Source organism: Cobetia sp. UCD-24C, from assembly GCF_001306765.1.
Lineage (GTDB): Bacteria > Pseudomonadota > Gammaproteobacteria > Pseudomonadales > Halomonadaceae > Cobetia > Cobetia amphilecti.
This window is the reverse complement of sequence record NZ_LJTD01000005.1, coordinates 148,559-162,513: the sequence shown is the minus strand read 5'-3', so window position 1 is coordinate 162,513 and position 13,955 is coordinate 148,559. Positions and strand designations below refer to the sequence as shown.

At 62.4% G+C, this 13,955-nt stretch carries 8 protein-coding genes; 7 read left to right on the top strand and 1 reads right to left on the bottom strand.

From position 1 onward, the window contains the following. Positions 1 to 140 precede the first annotated feature (140 nt). Positions 141 to 2,099 (top strand): glutamine--fructose-6-phosphate transaminase (isomerizing), encoded by a 1,959-nt coding sequence (gene glmS, locus AOG28_RS09415; protein ID WP_054556255.1) that lies wholly within the window; start codon positions 141 to 143, stop codon positions 2,097 to 2,099. A 450-nt stretch (positions 2,100 to 2,549) separates the two neighbouring features. Here glmS and AOG28_RS09405 read toward each other — a convergent pair whose 3' ends face one another. Beyond that, positions 2,550 to 3,311, bottom strand: coding sequence for a sulfite exporter TauE/SafE family protein (locus AOG28_RS09405; RefSeq protein WP_054556253.1), 762 nt, complete (start codon positions 3,309 to 3,311; stop codon positions 2,550 to 2,552). Positions 3,312 to 4,010: 699 nt separating this feature from the next. Here AOG28_RS09405 and AOG28_RS09400 point away from each other — a divergent pair. From AOG28_RS09400 to AOG28_RS09375, 6 genes are all read left to right on the top strand, one after another. Continuing rightward, positions 4,011 to 5,063 carry a glycosyltransferase family 2 protein gene (locus AOG28_RS09400; protein WP_054556252.1) on the top strand — a complete coding sequence of 351 codons (1,053 nt, stop codon included), beginning with the start codon at positions 4,011 to 4,013 and terminating at the stop codon, positions 5,061 to 5,063. After that, positions 5,060 to 6,241, top strand: coding sequence for a glycosyltransferase family 4 protein (locus AOG28_RS09395; RefSeq protein WP_054556251.1), 1,182 nt, complete (start codon positions 5,060 to 5,062; stop codon positions 6,239 to 6,241). Before AOG28_RS09400 ends, AOG28_RS09395 begins: the two co-directional genes overlap by 4 nt. Before the next feature lie 119 nt (positions 6,242 to 6,360). Next, the gene (locus AOG28_RS09390) at positions 6,361 to 7,470 is read left to right on the top strand and encodes a glycosyltransferase family 4 protein (RefSeq protein ID WP_054556250.1); all 1,110 of its coding nucleotides are present in this window, start codon (positions 6,361 to 6,363) and stop codon (positions 7,468 to 7,470) included. A gap of 1,623 nt (positions 7,471 to 9,093) precedes the next feature. Further along, entirely contained in the window at positions 9,094 to 10,212 is a 1,119-nt protein-coding gene (locus AOG28_RS09385; protein ID WP_054556249.1) for a polysaccharide export protein, read from the top strand. A gap of 90 nt (positions 10,213 to 10,302) precedes the next feature. Next, a complete protein-coding gene (locus AOG28_RS09380; protein ID WP_054556248.1) occupies positions 10,303 to 12,522 on the top strand; it encodes a polysaccharide biosynthesis tyrosine autokinase in 2,220 nt (739 codons plus the stop codon). Positions 12,523 to 12,577: 55 nt separating this feature from the next. Next, positions 12,578 to 13,888, top strand: a complete 1,311-nt coding sequence (locus AOG28_RS09375) for an exopolysaccharide biosynthesis polyprenyl glycosylphosphotransferase (RefSeq protein WP_234368131.1) — start codon at positions 12,578 to 12,580, stop codon at positions 13,886 to 13,888. Positions 13,889 to 13,955: the final 67 nt, after the last annotated feature.

Here is a 13,955-nt window from a genome sequence, read left to right as displayed (position 1 = left end):
GGCGTCAGTGCTCAAGCGGGCATTGAACGTCGCTGAAAGATTCAGCACGCGTACCTGATCTGCGTACGCACTCCCTGAAAGACATCCATTCAGTCGTGCCACGCTCTCCATGAGGGTGGCACGCAGTAGAGGAATTTCTCATGTGTGGCATCGTTGCCGGTCTGGCTCAGCGTGATATCAGCAAGATTCTGATCGAGGGGCTGCATCGCCTCGAATACCGCGGGTATGACTCCGCCGGCGTGGCGGTCATCGACCCTGCCGGAGAGCTGCGTCGTGCGCGTGCCGTGGGCAAGGTGCGTGCGCTGGAAGACGAGCTGCGTGAGGCGCCGCTGTCCGGCGCCATCGGCGTGGCGCACACCCGTTGGGCGACCCACGGGCGTCCTGCCCAGCACAATGCGCACCCGCATCTCTCCAGTGAGCGGGTTGCTGTCGTGCACAACGGCATCATCGAGAACCACGAAGCGCTACGCGGCGAGCTGGAAGGCGCCGGTTATGTCTTCACTTCCGAGACCGACACCGAGGTGGTCGCGCACCTGGTCGATCGCGAACTGTGCAGCGGCCTGGCACTGCCGGAGGCCGTCAATGCGGTCACCGCGCGTCTCGATGGCGCCTTCGCGCTGGCGGTGATGGAACAGCGCAACCCCGAGCTGCTGGTCGGTGCCCGTCAGGGCAGCCCGCTGGTGGTCGGCGTGGGGATCGATGAGCACTTCATCGCCTCCGATCCGCTGGCGCTGCTGCCGGTCACCGATCGCTTCATCTATCTCGATGAAGGTGACATGGTCGCCATCACGCCGGCGGGTATCCAGGTGCTGGAACGTACCGGCGACCGCGATGAGCTGACGCCGGTCACGCGTGAAGTGGTGCGTTACGAACACAGTGTCGAAGCCGCCGGCAAGGGCGAGTATCGCCACTTCATGATGAAGGAGATCATGGAGCAGCCGCGTGTACTGTCGCGCACGCTGGCGGAGCGACTGGACCCGAAGGGCGTGCGTCTGGAGGCCTTCGATGTCTCGCGCCATTCCTTCCTCGCCGCCAGCGCTGGCAGCGAGAAAGGCAGCGAGAGCGGCAAGCAGGTCGTGGATGTGGCGCGCCTGACACAGCTGTTCGCCGATGTGCGTCAGGTACAGATCATCGCCTGTGGCACCAGCTATCACGCCGGCATGGTGGCGCGTTACTGGCTGGAAGAGGTCGCGGGCATTCCGGCTCAGGTCGAGGTGGCCTCGGAATTCCGTTATCGCGAGCGGGTCGCGGCGCCGGGGACACTGTTCCTGACCCTGTCCCAGTCCGGCGAGACTGCCGATACGCTGGCGGCGCTGCGTGACATCCAGAAGCTCAATCGTGAAGGCCCGCAGGCCGGCCACTATCTGGCAAGCCTTGCCATCTGCAACGTAGCGGGCAGCTCGCTGGTGCGTGAATCCGACCTGTCACTGCTGACCCACGCCGGGCCGGAAATCGGTGTTGCCTCCACCAAGGCCTTCACCACCCAGCTGGTAGCGCTGATGCTGACCACCCTGGCGCTGCGTCAGGCCAAGGGCGAGGGTCAGACGGATGACCTGCTGAGCCGTCAGCTGCTGATGCGCCTCAAAGACCTGCCGCACGTGATCGAGCAATCCCTGGCGCTGGATGGGGAAATCGCGCAGCTGGCGGAGAAGTTCATGCATCGTCACCACACCCTGTTCCTCGGGCGTGGCAGCCAGTATCCCATCGCCATGGAAGGGGCGCTCAAGCTCAAGGAAATCTCCTACATCCACGCCGAAGCCTACGCGGCCGGTGAGCTCAAGCACGGCCCGCTGGCGTTGATCGACGAAGACATGCCGGTGGTGGCGGTCGCGCCGATGGATGACCTGATGGAGAAGCTGAAGTCCAACCTGCAGGAAGTTCGCGCCCGCGGCGGTCAGCTGTTCGTGTTCGCGGACCCGGAAGTCAGCCTCAAGGCCGGTGAGGGCGTTCACGTCGTCACCGTGCCGGGCGTGTGCCGCTTCCTCGCACCGATCGTCTACGCGGTGCCGCTGCAGCTGCTCTCCTATCACGTCGCCGTGCTCAAGGGCACCGACGTCGATCAGCCGCGCAACCTGGCCAAGAGTGTCACGGTGGAGTGATCGACTGCGCTTGAGGCCATGAAGCAAACAAAAGGGACTGCCCATGGGCAGTCCCTTTTTTGTTGCAGCGGTATGGAGGGCTCTATCGAGGGCTTTTGTCGATGAGTCAGCCTCGCGCAACGCCTGCGCGCTTCACGCGCGCCAGCAGACGCTGCCAGCAGCGAGTCACCAGTGACTGGCGATGCGTGTCAGCGTCTGGCTCAGACTCGCCATCAGTGTCTTCATCAGTCTCTGCATCAAGGGCTGGGCCGGAATGGCGAATGCAGAAGCGTTCCCCCGACGGTGCCATCATCCAGCGCGAGCTGCCCGCAGGAAGGCGCCCCGCCTGCACGTCTTCATCAAGCTTTCTGCCCGCGGCCTTGATGGCGTCAATCGTGCTCTCCGAGAGTTCGATGAAGCCTTCATCGTCTGCTGAATCAGCCGCGTCATGAGCTGGTGGAGTCTGAGTCATCAGATCAGGCCCTTGATGATCAGATTGACGCTCGAGACCAGCAGAATGGCATAGGCGACCTGGCGCAGACGATTGTCACTCAAGGGCGGCGGGAAGCGACGCGCCAGCTCGGTGAAGAGCATCACGACGAGGGCACCCGACAGACCCACGAGCAGCAGCTGGGGCAGGGTGTCGCCGATACGCCCCGGGGCCGCGATGCTGAGGCCCATGCGCACGATGCCGGTGACGATGAAGACACCGAACAGCGTGCAGCGAATGGCGATCAGGGTCATCGGCTGACGATAGAGCACGACCACCAGAGGCGGGCCATTGGCCGCGAACAATCCCCCCATCAGGCCTGACAGCACACCGGCGGTATGAAAGTGCCAGCGTGGCGATGTCGTGGCACGCGGGCCCGGTTGAGCCAGCAGGGCGAGACAGGCGATCAGGATGACGATGCCCAGCAACATGCCCAACAGGGGGGCTCTTTCGCTGCCCAGCCAGACCGCCAGGAAATAGCCCACCGGCAACATTGGCAGGCTGGTGACCAGCAGGCGGCGTGCCAGACGCGGATTGATCTCTCGCCAGTGCCCGCGCATGGCCATCCCGTTGTTGAACAGGCCCAGCAGAGTACACAGCAATGCGGCGCTCTCGATGGGCAGCACATCGAGGGTCGCCAGCAGACCCATCACGATCAAACCGAAGGCGAAACCGGTCAGGGTCTGGATATAGCTGGCGAGTGCCAGACTCATCATGATGGCGACAAGTTGCCAAGGCTCCATGAAGTCTCCGTGGGCAAGGGGGGATAGAACAGAAAGGGCAGGGCGGCACTGGCTTCAACATGCGCGAGGCCTGGCGCTGTCAGGCAAGGGAGCTTGAGAGCGGGCGCCGTGCGCGTGCGGGGAGGCCGACCAATGCCTGCCATCATAGCCTGCATCGCGCTCTGGCAGTATGACACTCGCGCAAAGTGCTCACGTTGATGTGCGTCATATAAGGCCGCGGGCATGACGGCTTTGGTCGCGTCGGCTCAATTGGCTCAGTGGGCGGGATGTATTTCAGTAGTCACTGATTCTCAGTATCTGGCATGAGTTGCCGGAGGATTGGCGCATAAACGCTCATGATTTCGGCTTTTGGCGACAGCGCAGCTTGTTTGGGCTGAGGGGGATTATTAGTCTGTGGTCAACGGCGGGGCAGGAAGTGTCGCCATTTGCTGCCACTTTCTGCCACTTTCTGCCACTACCTTTCTCACGAGCGGACATCCCTCCAGTGTCCACTCCTCAGGGTGACGTCGTTCACCTGTCATCTTCAGTGCAGGATCAGCTTCTGGCGGATGATCGGGACTCAAGCACTGAAATCCAAGAAATTGCGAATAAAAGTCAGTCGCAAGAACTGACCCACTCTTCAGTGCAGTGTGTGCTCTGCTTCGAGGGCGCTGGTCGGCTGTGCTGGTCAATGACAGTGAACAATAAAGAAGGCAGGGCATGAAACGCTATACAGGGAAGTCGCCTTACTTTTCCATCGTGACGCCAAATCACAATTCAGGGGATGGTCTTGCGCGCTGCATCAACAGCTTGCGTGACAACCAGGCATCCTATGAACACATCATCATTGATGATTGCTCGACGGATGATGGATTCCTGTGGGCTGAGCGACAGGCGCAGCAGCAAATGGAGCAGCAATCCTCAGTGTCCACGCCGCCCGGCGAGATGCCTGACATCCCCGGGCGGCTGGTTCTGCGCCGCAATCCTCACAACATGGGGCCGGGTGGCACGCGCAATCATGGTCTGAGCCTGGTCAGCGGCCGCTATGTGCTGTTCTGTGACGCTGATGATCATTTCGCGCCTGGCGCGCTGGATATTCTGCAGGCCCGCATCGAGGCGTTCGACTCGCCCGAGGCGGTGGTCTTCCGCTACTGCCTGCAAGGCCCCAAGGGCGATCACGACAGCCTGGCATTCTGCCAGCAGGCCGAGGAGCGCCCGCTGGCCCGGGCCTTTCGTGACTTCATGCATGACACCATCGTGTCGTCTCCCTGGGGCAAGGCGATCCGCGCCGACCTGGCCTGCTCGCTGAGCTTCCCTGATCTGCCCGTGTCGCAGGATGGCCTCTATAACCTGGATCTGTTCGGACGCGCAGAGCGCGTACTGTATCTGCCCGAGGTGCTGTATTACTTCGACAAGCGCAGTGACGGCTCTCTGACGCGCAAGCCGTTCAGCAACCAGGAGCTGGACAAGTTCCACCGCAGCTGGCGGGTCTTCGCGGAGCATTATCGTGAGCATTTCGCCGCGACGCATGGCATGGCCCTGCTGGAAATCCGCGGCCTGCGGTTTGTCGGCGTCAGCTTCATCATGCGCCAGGCGATCAACAAGACGGCGGATGATTCGCGGGTGCGCAAGGTCGTGCTCGATCAGGTGCGACAAGCGTCCTGGTCATCTCTGCGCCAGCTCTCGCTGAAGGAGCAGGCGCTGTTGATGAGCTATGCAGTGAGCCCGGCATTGTCCCGGCAACTTGTCCGCCGGAGCCAATACGCCTCATGAGCACTCATAAACATATCCTGTTCTATACCGGTGCCCAGTCACGCACCGGCGGCACTGAACGCGCCTGCGCCGATACCGCCAACATGCTGGCCGCCAGTGGCGATTATCAGGTCGAGATCCTCAGCGAATATGGCCCGGCGGAGAGTCCCTATCCGCTGCATGACGATATCGTGCACGAATCACTCTATCCCGAGCGCTCGCATCTGGGCGCCGTGCGTGGCCTGTGGTTGTTCCTGCGTCTGCTGTGGGTGGTGGTGCGCAAGCGCCCGGACGTGGTGGTGGTGGTCGAGAGCATCGGCTTCCTGCCCTTCCTGCTGCCGACGCTGCTCTGTCGCCGCACGCGCTACCTGTGCTGGGAGCACTTCAATGCCACCTCGGATCTCGGCGTTGCCCGCCGTGATACGGCGCGGCGTCTGGCGGCGCATCGCGCCGACCGCATCGTGGTGCTGTCGCATGAAGACCGCCACTACTGGGAGCGTCTGCATCCAGCCGCACGCGAGCGACTCAGCGTGGTGCCCAACCTCAATCCGCTGGAGCATGTCGTTGCCGAGCGTCAGGCGCTTCAGAGTCGTGAGAGCAGTGCTGAGCAGGTGGCGGACTTACGAGACGCCAAGTCGCCCAGGGTGGCGGTGGCCGTCGGCCGCCTCGAGCCGCAGAAGGGCTTCGATCTGCTGCTTGAGGCCTGGGCGGCGTTGCCTGAGGCGACCCGTGATGGCTGGGTCTTGCGCATCGTCGGCGAGGGCGCAGAGCGTGATGCCCTGGCGGCGCAGGCCGAGCGCCTGAAGATCACCCATCAGCTGCAGATGCCGGGCCAATGCCGGGATATCCGGCGCGAATACGCCGCGGCGGACCTGTTCGTGCTCTCGTCGCGCTTCGAGGGCTTTGGCCTGGTGCTGGTCGAGGCGCTGAGCTGTGGTGTGCCCTGTGTCAGCTTCGCGTGTCCGGCCGGGCCGGGCGAGATCATCAAGCATGGCGTCAATGGCTATCTGGTCGCGCAGGGTGATGTGGTAGCCATGACCCGTCAGCTTGATGAGGTGCTGGGGGATGAGGCGGTGCTCGACAGGTTGCGCGCCAATGTGGATTACGGTCTGGACCGCTTCTCGCGCAATACCGTCGAGGCCAGCTGGCGCACGATGCTTGAGGGCCTGGAAGCCCCGGCGCTGTTGAAGGTGATCTGATCGGCATGACGACCGCCTGGATGAGGGTGGTAGGCAAGACAGCCAGTGGACAGACAAGTGAGGGCAGCCGCCCTCACTTTTTTCATGAACGACAGCAGGAGGCTATCGCCGTGAGAATCATGCATGTCATCTCGACTCCCGCCTCTGGCGGCGCCGAGGTCTACGTCAAGGACCTGAGTCTGGCGATGGTGGCCGCTGGCCACAGTGTGCATATCACCTTTCTGGAAACCGCCGCGCAATGTGGCCGTGACCTCGAATACGAGCATCGCTTTCTGAGCCAGCTGAGTGCCGGCAATGTCAGCTACTCGTTTCTGGGCATCGAGACTCGCCGCCGCCCGTGGCGAGGCGCGACGAGGCTGCGCAGGGAAGTGACGCGCTTCGCGCCGGATGTGGTGCACTGCCACCTGTATTACGCACTGATGTTCGCCTTTGGGTTGCCGCGTCAGTTGCCGGTGATGATGACGGTGCACAGTATCGAACTGGGTGCGCCGGCCTGGATGTTCCGACTGTTTGATCGTCGCGTGACGGCCTACGTCGGTATCTGTCGCGCCTGCACCGACAAGCTGGCGCCGATTGCGGCGCGTCCGGTGGTGCAGATCGACAACGCCGTCTCCGGCGCGCGTCTCAAGGCCAGTGGCTGGCGCGAGGCGAATCAGCAGGCCCCGGTGCAGCTGGCGGCGATCGGACGTCTGACCGATGCCAAGCAATACCCCCTGATGCTGGAAAGCTGCGCCAGACTCAAGGCGCTGGGCCTGGCGTTCACGCTCAGGATCGCCGGTGAGGGGCCGCACAAGGCACAGCTGATGGCGCAGATCGAGGCGCTCGGGCTCGATGATGAGGTCAGCTTGCTGGGCAATATCTCGGATGTGGCGGGGCTGCTGGCCAGCGCCGATGCCTTCATCATGTCATCCGCCTGGGAAGGGCTGCCGATCTCGCTGCTGGAGGCGACGCTCAGTGGCCTGCCGGTGCTGGTCACCGATGTCGGCGGCTGTGCCGAGGTGGTGCATCGGGTCGGCAACGGCCTGGTGGTCGACCAGCACACGCCTGAGCGCTACGCCGAGGCGTTGGGGCGACTGGTGGGGGATGCTGAATTACGGCGTGCCTTCGCCCGCAACGCGCGCCGTTACGGGGCCAGTTATCATATCGATACTGCCCTGAGCGGGCATCTGGCGCTGTATGGCAGCCACCAACCGGCGCAGGACACCTCGGGGCTGGAGGTGACGCCCTGAGTGTCCGCAGCGGACACCCAAGTGACGGAAGGGCATGTTCAGGAAAGGCATGTTCAGGAAAGCCGGCCACGTTGCGTCGCTCATGATCGCCATTGGAAAGGCCAGGGAGTGTCGCTGACACTCACTGGCCTTTTCGTCTTTGGGGCGTGTCCAGGCGTGGTCGAGGTATCTGCGCGGTATCTGCTAAACGTTTGCGGGGCGTATCCAGGGATCTGCGGAGCGTATGTGGGGCCTGTGCAAAGTGCGGTTGGGATTTCTCATTCTGCAAAGATGAGTCAGATGATGAGTTGTTGCTAAATTAAAGTAGTTTGATTTCGCAATTCGCATTAGATGCGCTAAGGGTAATCTGTCGTCTGTCAGGTACCTGACTGCCAATGATGAGGATTAGGGGAAGCAGCTTAAAGTTATCACCGCCAGTACAATCGTCTCGACGACCCGACAAGTCCTTGCTGTTGAAGTCAATTGATTTATTATCAGCCCTGTTGAAGAGGGGACAGTAATGTCGCTTATTGGCGAATCAGACGTCGCCGGTAAAGCGCCGGGTTCTCTTCGCTGCGACGTGCGTTATGTGAAGGCCTATCGAGGTCGCCGAGCATGGCCGAGGCATGCAGGCAGCATGCGCAGGAGTCGAGCGACACAAGCGTGATACAAGCACGAGACAAGAGCAGGCCGGGCCTCGCAGATGGGCAGTCAGGCGGTTAGAGGTACCGCTCCAGCGTGCGACACCGGGTACGGCGAAATGCCTCATGAGAAGGCATCAAGTCCCGGGGTCGAGTCTGGGGTCGGGGTCATTGCCGCTGGGTAGTCAGTCAGACCCGAGCTTGCCACAGACGTACAGGATAGTGCGTCAGCTCAGGCAGAAAATGTCAGTAACACATTGTATTAAATGGATTTGATATATTGGACGTGATTGACGAAGCCGTCGGTGCCTTACGCGCCAGCGGCGTGTCCCTTGCCTTGCGGGGCATTGGGCGGTCGCCTCATTCGAGGTCGCGCTACCTGCCAGGTCGGGCAGATGGCGCAGGCGCTTCCGGGCGATCGAGCGTTGCACCTCAATCATCGCACCTCTCCATGGAATGCATGCGGGCATGAATTCTCATCCCGTTCTGACGCTGCCGTGCCAGCTGACTCGCCAACGAGATCGTCAGGTCTCGCCTGCTTGATGGGGCTGCATAAACCTTCCGTCGACAGTGGCTCCTGACAGGTTCAAGCAACGAGTCGCTTGAACGGAAATGTCAATAAAAGTGCAAGAAAGAAGTAATCAGTAATGTTGGCGCGATCAATCTTATAAGTATTGGTTAATCAAATGAGTCATGTTGTCTTGATTGATGAGAAAGTCGATCAATGCAATATGTTGCATGTGTTAGATGCCTGGTAGTGAATTACTAAAATACTAATAAACGTTCCATTTCGGAGTTCGGTCCTGGGCATGTGTCATGGACACATGCCTGACGTGTGTCCGGGGATATCGCAGGGCAGGCGTGACCACTCCATGACAGATGACATGTACGCCAACAGGGCGCCGCTATCGGCAGCAGGGGAGAACGCCAGTTCCTCGGGGCGGTAGCGTGCCGAAACAGCGCCTGGCGGTAGCGGTCAGGATCACAGGGGAAGAGACAGGATATGGATATACCGGTCAGAACGACGCTCCGGGCGTTCTCATTTGCCGCCGTGGTATTGGCGATGAGCGGGTGTGCCTTCGCGCCCGGTGGGCACATGGATTATGAAGCCGAGGTCGCGCCGCTGACCGACCAGGTGGAAGTCACGCCGATCACCCCCGGGCTGATCTCCAACTATCGCGCACGCCCCGCCCAGACCGCTCCCGCGCCGCCTGAGCTGGTCGATGACATCAAGCAGTACGTCTACCGCGTGGGCGGCGGCGACATTCTGGCCATCAACCTGAGCACGCCGCTGGACCTGGCTCAGGAAAGCGGTGTGCAGCGTCAGACGGTCGAGGCGCTGACCTACATCGTCCAGCCGGATGGCACGCTGTTCTACCCCTATGTCGGGCGTATCAACATTCGCGACATGACAGTGGATGAGGTGCGCGCCGCGCTGGTCGCGGGGCTGTCCCGTTACATCACCGAGCCGCAGGTCAATGTCTCGGTGGCGCAATTCCGCTCCAAACGCGTCTATCTGAGTGGCGCCGTGACCGAACCCGGCTTCGTGCCGGTCACGGATGTTCCGCTGACCCTGATCGATGCCATCAGTGCCAGCGGCGGGGTCACGGCACTGGCCAACACCCACAACATCACGCTGACGCGCGATGGCCAGCAGGAGCACCTGAGTCTCTATCAGCTGCTGCAGCAGGGCGACATGCGTCAGAACCGTCTGCTCAAGGATGGCGACGTGATCAATGTGCCGGTGGCGGAAGACCAGAACGTCTTCGTGCTTGGTCAGGTACTCAAGCCCGGCAACATGCCGGTGGGCAATGAACGTCTGAGCCTCACCGATGCGCTGTCGCGGGCCGGCGGGGTCGATGAGGACCGCGCCAATCCGTCAGGCGTCTTCGTGGTGCGTGAAAATTCGCCGGAGTCCGACAAGCTGGCCACGGTCTTCATTCTCGATATCTCGGATGCGACCTCGCTGATGCTGGGCGCGCGCTTCCCGCTGCAACCGCGTGATGTGGTCTACGTGACCGCCGCACCGGTCAGCCGCTGGAACCGTGTGCTGAGCCAGCTGCTGCCGTCCGTGACCAGTACCGGGGCCTTCGTCTCGGTCATCGATGACATCGAGGATTGAGGTCATGTCCCACTCCCGCATGGCAGGTCGCGTCGCGACCTGCCGTATCACCTGCCTGCCGGGCCTGAATCGTTTACTCAAGGCGGCGTCATGAATCAGTACACCTCTCCCATGCCATCCTCTTCTGCACAGCCTGGCAAGGACACCACGCGCCGACTCGATTTCAGCACCATTCTCGCCTTGCTCTGGCATCGACGCTGGTGGCTGATCGGCAGCACGCTGCTGTTCACCCTCTTGGGCATCTATCTCGTCGGTAGCCAGCAGCGCATCTACCTGGCCGATTCCCTGATCCAGATCGAGGACAAGGGCGGCAGCGCCAGCCTGCTGGGGCCGCTGGCCGGTCAGGCGACCGGCAGCGACGAGAGCAGCACCAGCGATGAGCTGGAAATTCTCACCTCACGACTGGTACTGGGCCAGGCCGTGGACCGCGAGCGCCTCAATATCGTGGTCTCTCCGATGCGTTACCCGGTCATCGGTGACTGGCTCTCCAACCGCCATCTGCGCCTGCCGGCGAGCCTGGGCGGGCAGGATTACGCCTGGGGCGATGACACCCTCAAGGTCACCACGCTCGAGCTCAGTGGCCCGTGGCAACAGCAGACGCTGACCCTCGAGGCTCTGGGCGATGAGCGCTACCGCCTGCTGGATGCCGAGGGTCAGGCGATCGTCGATGGCAAGGTAGGCGAGAACGCGCTGGCGGAGGGCATCAAGGTCTTCGTGCGCGAGTTGTCAGCTGAACCCGGCGCACGCTTCACGCTGACCAGCATCTCGGACCTGAGCGCCATCAACTCGCTCAAGTCGCGCTTCACCGCCGTGCGCAATGGCACCGACACCGGGGTGGTCACGCTGAGCCTGTCCGGCAGTGACCAGACCGCCATCGTCAACACCCTGGACACCATCACCAATGTCTTCCTGCAGCAGAACATCGAGCGGGAATCCGCCGAGGCGGACAATCAGCTCGGCTTTCTGGGCGACCAGATCCCGACGCTGCGTGGCCAGCTCGATGAGGCGGAATCGGCACTCAACGACTATCGCCGCCGTCGCGACTCGGTCGATCTGACCGCCGAGAGTCAGCAGGTGATGGAGAATCTCGTCGGGCTGGACAATCAGCTGACCGAGATCAAGCTGCGCCTGGCCGAGCTGTCCCGTGCCTACACCAGCGAGCACCCGGCCTATCGGGCGCTGGTGGCACGCCGTGATTCGCTCAATCAGGAGAAGGCGCGCGTGCAGAAGCAGGCCGAGCAACTGCCGGCCGCCCAGCGCGAGGCGCTCAATCTGAACCGCAATGTCACCGTCAGCCAGGAAATCTATGTCGCGCTGCTCAACAAGCGCGAGGAAGTGCGCCTCAAGAAGGCCGGCACCGTCGGCAACGTGCGCATCCTGGACCCGGCGGTGCTGCAGCCAGTGCCCATCTCGCCGAAGACGTCCCTGATGCTGGCCGTGTTCTGCATGATCGGTCTGATGCTGGGCACGCTGGCCGCGCTGCTGCGTCATGCGATGCGCAAGGGCATCGACACCGCCGAGCAGATCGAGGCGCTGGACCTGCCCGTCTACGCCACGGTGCCGCTGTCGCCGCAGCAGCACAACATGATGCGCCGCGTGCGACTCAAGGGCGAGAAGGGCGGCCGCGAGATCTATCAGGGGGTGCTGGCCACCTCCCAGCCGTCGGACATCAGTATCGAGGCCCTGCGCAGCCTGCGTACCAGCCTGCACTTCGCCCTGCTCGACAATCGCCGCAAGTCGGTGATGTTCACCGGGCCGAGTCCGGGCATCGGCAAGAGCTTCGTCAGCCTCAATCTGGCGGCGGTGAGCGCCGAGGCCGGTCAGCGCGTACTGCTGATCGATGCCGACATGCGCCGTGGTCACCTGCATCACGCCTTCCAGCGTACCTCCGAGCAGGGCGGTCTGTCGGATGTACTCAGCGGTGCCAGTCCGCTGGACAGCGTGCTGTATCACTCGCGCATCGACAATCTTGATTTCCTGGGCCGTGGCGTCGCGCCGCCCAACCCGTCGGAGCTGTTGATGCAGCCCAATTTCGCCGAGCTGCTGGAGCAACTCGGTGAGCGTTACGACCTGATCATCATCGACACGCCGCCGGTACTGGCCGTGACCGAAGCGCTGATCATCGGTCGTCACGTCGGCGCCAGTCTGATGGTGGCGCGCTTTGGCATGAACCAGGTGCGCGAACTCGAGCATGCACGCAAGAAGCTCGAGAACAATGGCATTCACGTCAAGGGCGCCATCCTGAATGCCATCGAACCGCAAGCTGGCGACAAGCATGGCTACGGTTATTACAACTACAGCTACGCCTGACATCGTCTCGCTTGGCAGCTCTCATGACGCTTGAATCACGGAGGAGGTAAGCACGATGAGCGGTATACCCTTGTCGATGGAGCACCAGCGGCGTTACTCGCATCACTACGAGCGCTTGCTGGCCAGCAAGCGATTGCAGCTGATCTTCGGGATGCTGGTGGTGGTCATCGCGCCGGCACTGTACCAGGCAGGGTTGAACCAGCTGATGCAGGGTGACACCCACTGGTGGCTGACCAGCGATGATCAGTGGCATGCCCTGCTGGGCACCGGCGTGGCGTACACCCTGTCGGTGACGGCGGTCAATCGCCTGTCCCGCCTGCCGGGCACGCGCTCCTACCTCTATGTCGTGCCGGCGATCGTCATCTCCTATCTGACCTTGATGATGGTGCTGGGCGTGCTGGGGCTGGAGTATTCGCGTCACCAGGTCGGCCTGTCCTTCCTGCTCGCGGTGAGCCTGTGCACGGCCTACTACTACATCGACACCCGACTGCGCCGGATGCGCTTCGCGGTGGTGCCCTACGGCAAGGCGCCGAGTCTGTGCACCCGCCCGGGCGTCGAGTGGCTGTCGTTGCGCGGGCCTGACCTGGTCGGCCTGCCGCGTATCGACGGCGTGGTGGCGGACCTGCGCGGTGAGCTGCCCAGCGAGTGGGAGAGCTTCCTGGCCGACTGCACCATCCACCGTATCCCGGTCTATCACGCCACCCATGCCCACGAGATGATCACCGGTCGCGTGCTGCTGGATCACCTCTACGCCAACGAGTTCGGCTCGCTGACGCCGCGGGAAGACTATGAGGTCATCAAGCGCTGGATGGACTTCACCGTCGCCGCGCTCATGCTGCCGCTGCTGGCGCCCATCATGTTGCTGACGGCGCTGGCGATTCGCCTCGACAGTCCCGGGCCGGTGATCTTCCGCCAGCCGCGCATGGGCTTTCACTGCCGCCCCTTCACCGTCTACAAGTTCCGCAGCATGTATGACGGCATGAAGGGCGCGGGCTTCACCCAGGAAGGCAGTGATCCGCGCATCACGCGAGTCGGGCGCTTCATCCGCAAGTGCCGTCTCGATGAGTTGCCCCAGCTGTTCAACGTGCTCAAGGGCGACATGAGCCTGATAGGCCCGCGCCCCGAGTCGATGAATCTGGCCGACTGGTATCGCAAGGACGTGCCGTTCTTCCACTACCGCCATGTCGTGCGCCCGGGCATCACCGGCTGGGCGCAGGTCGAGCAGGGCTACGCCGCTGAAGTGGAAGGCATGATCCGCAAGCTGGAATACGACTTCTTCTACATCAAGCACTTTTCCTTCTGGCTCGATCTGCTGGTGGTGATCCGCACCATCAAGATCGTGATCAGCGGCAACGGCTCGCGCTGAGCGGGCCTGCACTCTCTGTAGACGTCTGTAGACGAGTGTCTCCGCAGGCGAGTGTGCGGCACTTCTC

Bases quoted from the DNA above. Each gene is read 5' to 3' on its own strand.
- glmS (WP_054556255.1), top strand. From the start codon at position 141: ATGTGTGGCATCGTTGCCGGTCTGGCTCAGCGTGATATCAGCAAGATT.
- AOG28_RS09405 (WP_054556253.1), bottom strand. From the start codon at position 3,311: ATGGAGCCTTGGCAACTTGTCGCCATCATGATGAGTCTGGCACTCGCC.
- AOG28_RS09400 (WP_054556252.1), top strand. From the start codon at position 4,011: ATGAAACGCTATACAGGGAAGTCGCCTTACTTTTCCATCGTGACGCCA.
- AOG28_RS09395 (WP_054556251.1), top strand. From the start codon at position 5,060: ATGAGCACTCATAAACATATCCTGTTCTATACCGGTGCCCAGTCACGC.
- AOG28_RS09390 (WP_054556250.1), top strand. From the start codon at position 6,361: ATGCATGTCATCTCGACTCCCGCCTCTGGCGGCGCCGAGGTCTACGTC.
- AOG28_RS09385 (WP_054556249.1), top strand. From the start codon at position 9,094: ATGGATATACCGGTCAGAACGACGCTCCGGGCGTTCTCATTTGCCGCC.
- AOG28_RS09380 (WP_054556248.1), top strand. From the start codon at position 10,303: ATGAATCAGTACACCTCTCCCATGCCATCCTCTTCTGCACAGCCTGGC.
- AOG28_RS09375 (WP_234368131.1), top strand. From the start codon at position 12,578: ATGAGCGGTATACCCTTGTCGATGGAGCACCAGCGGCGTTACTCGCAT.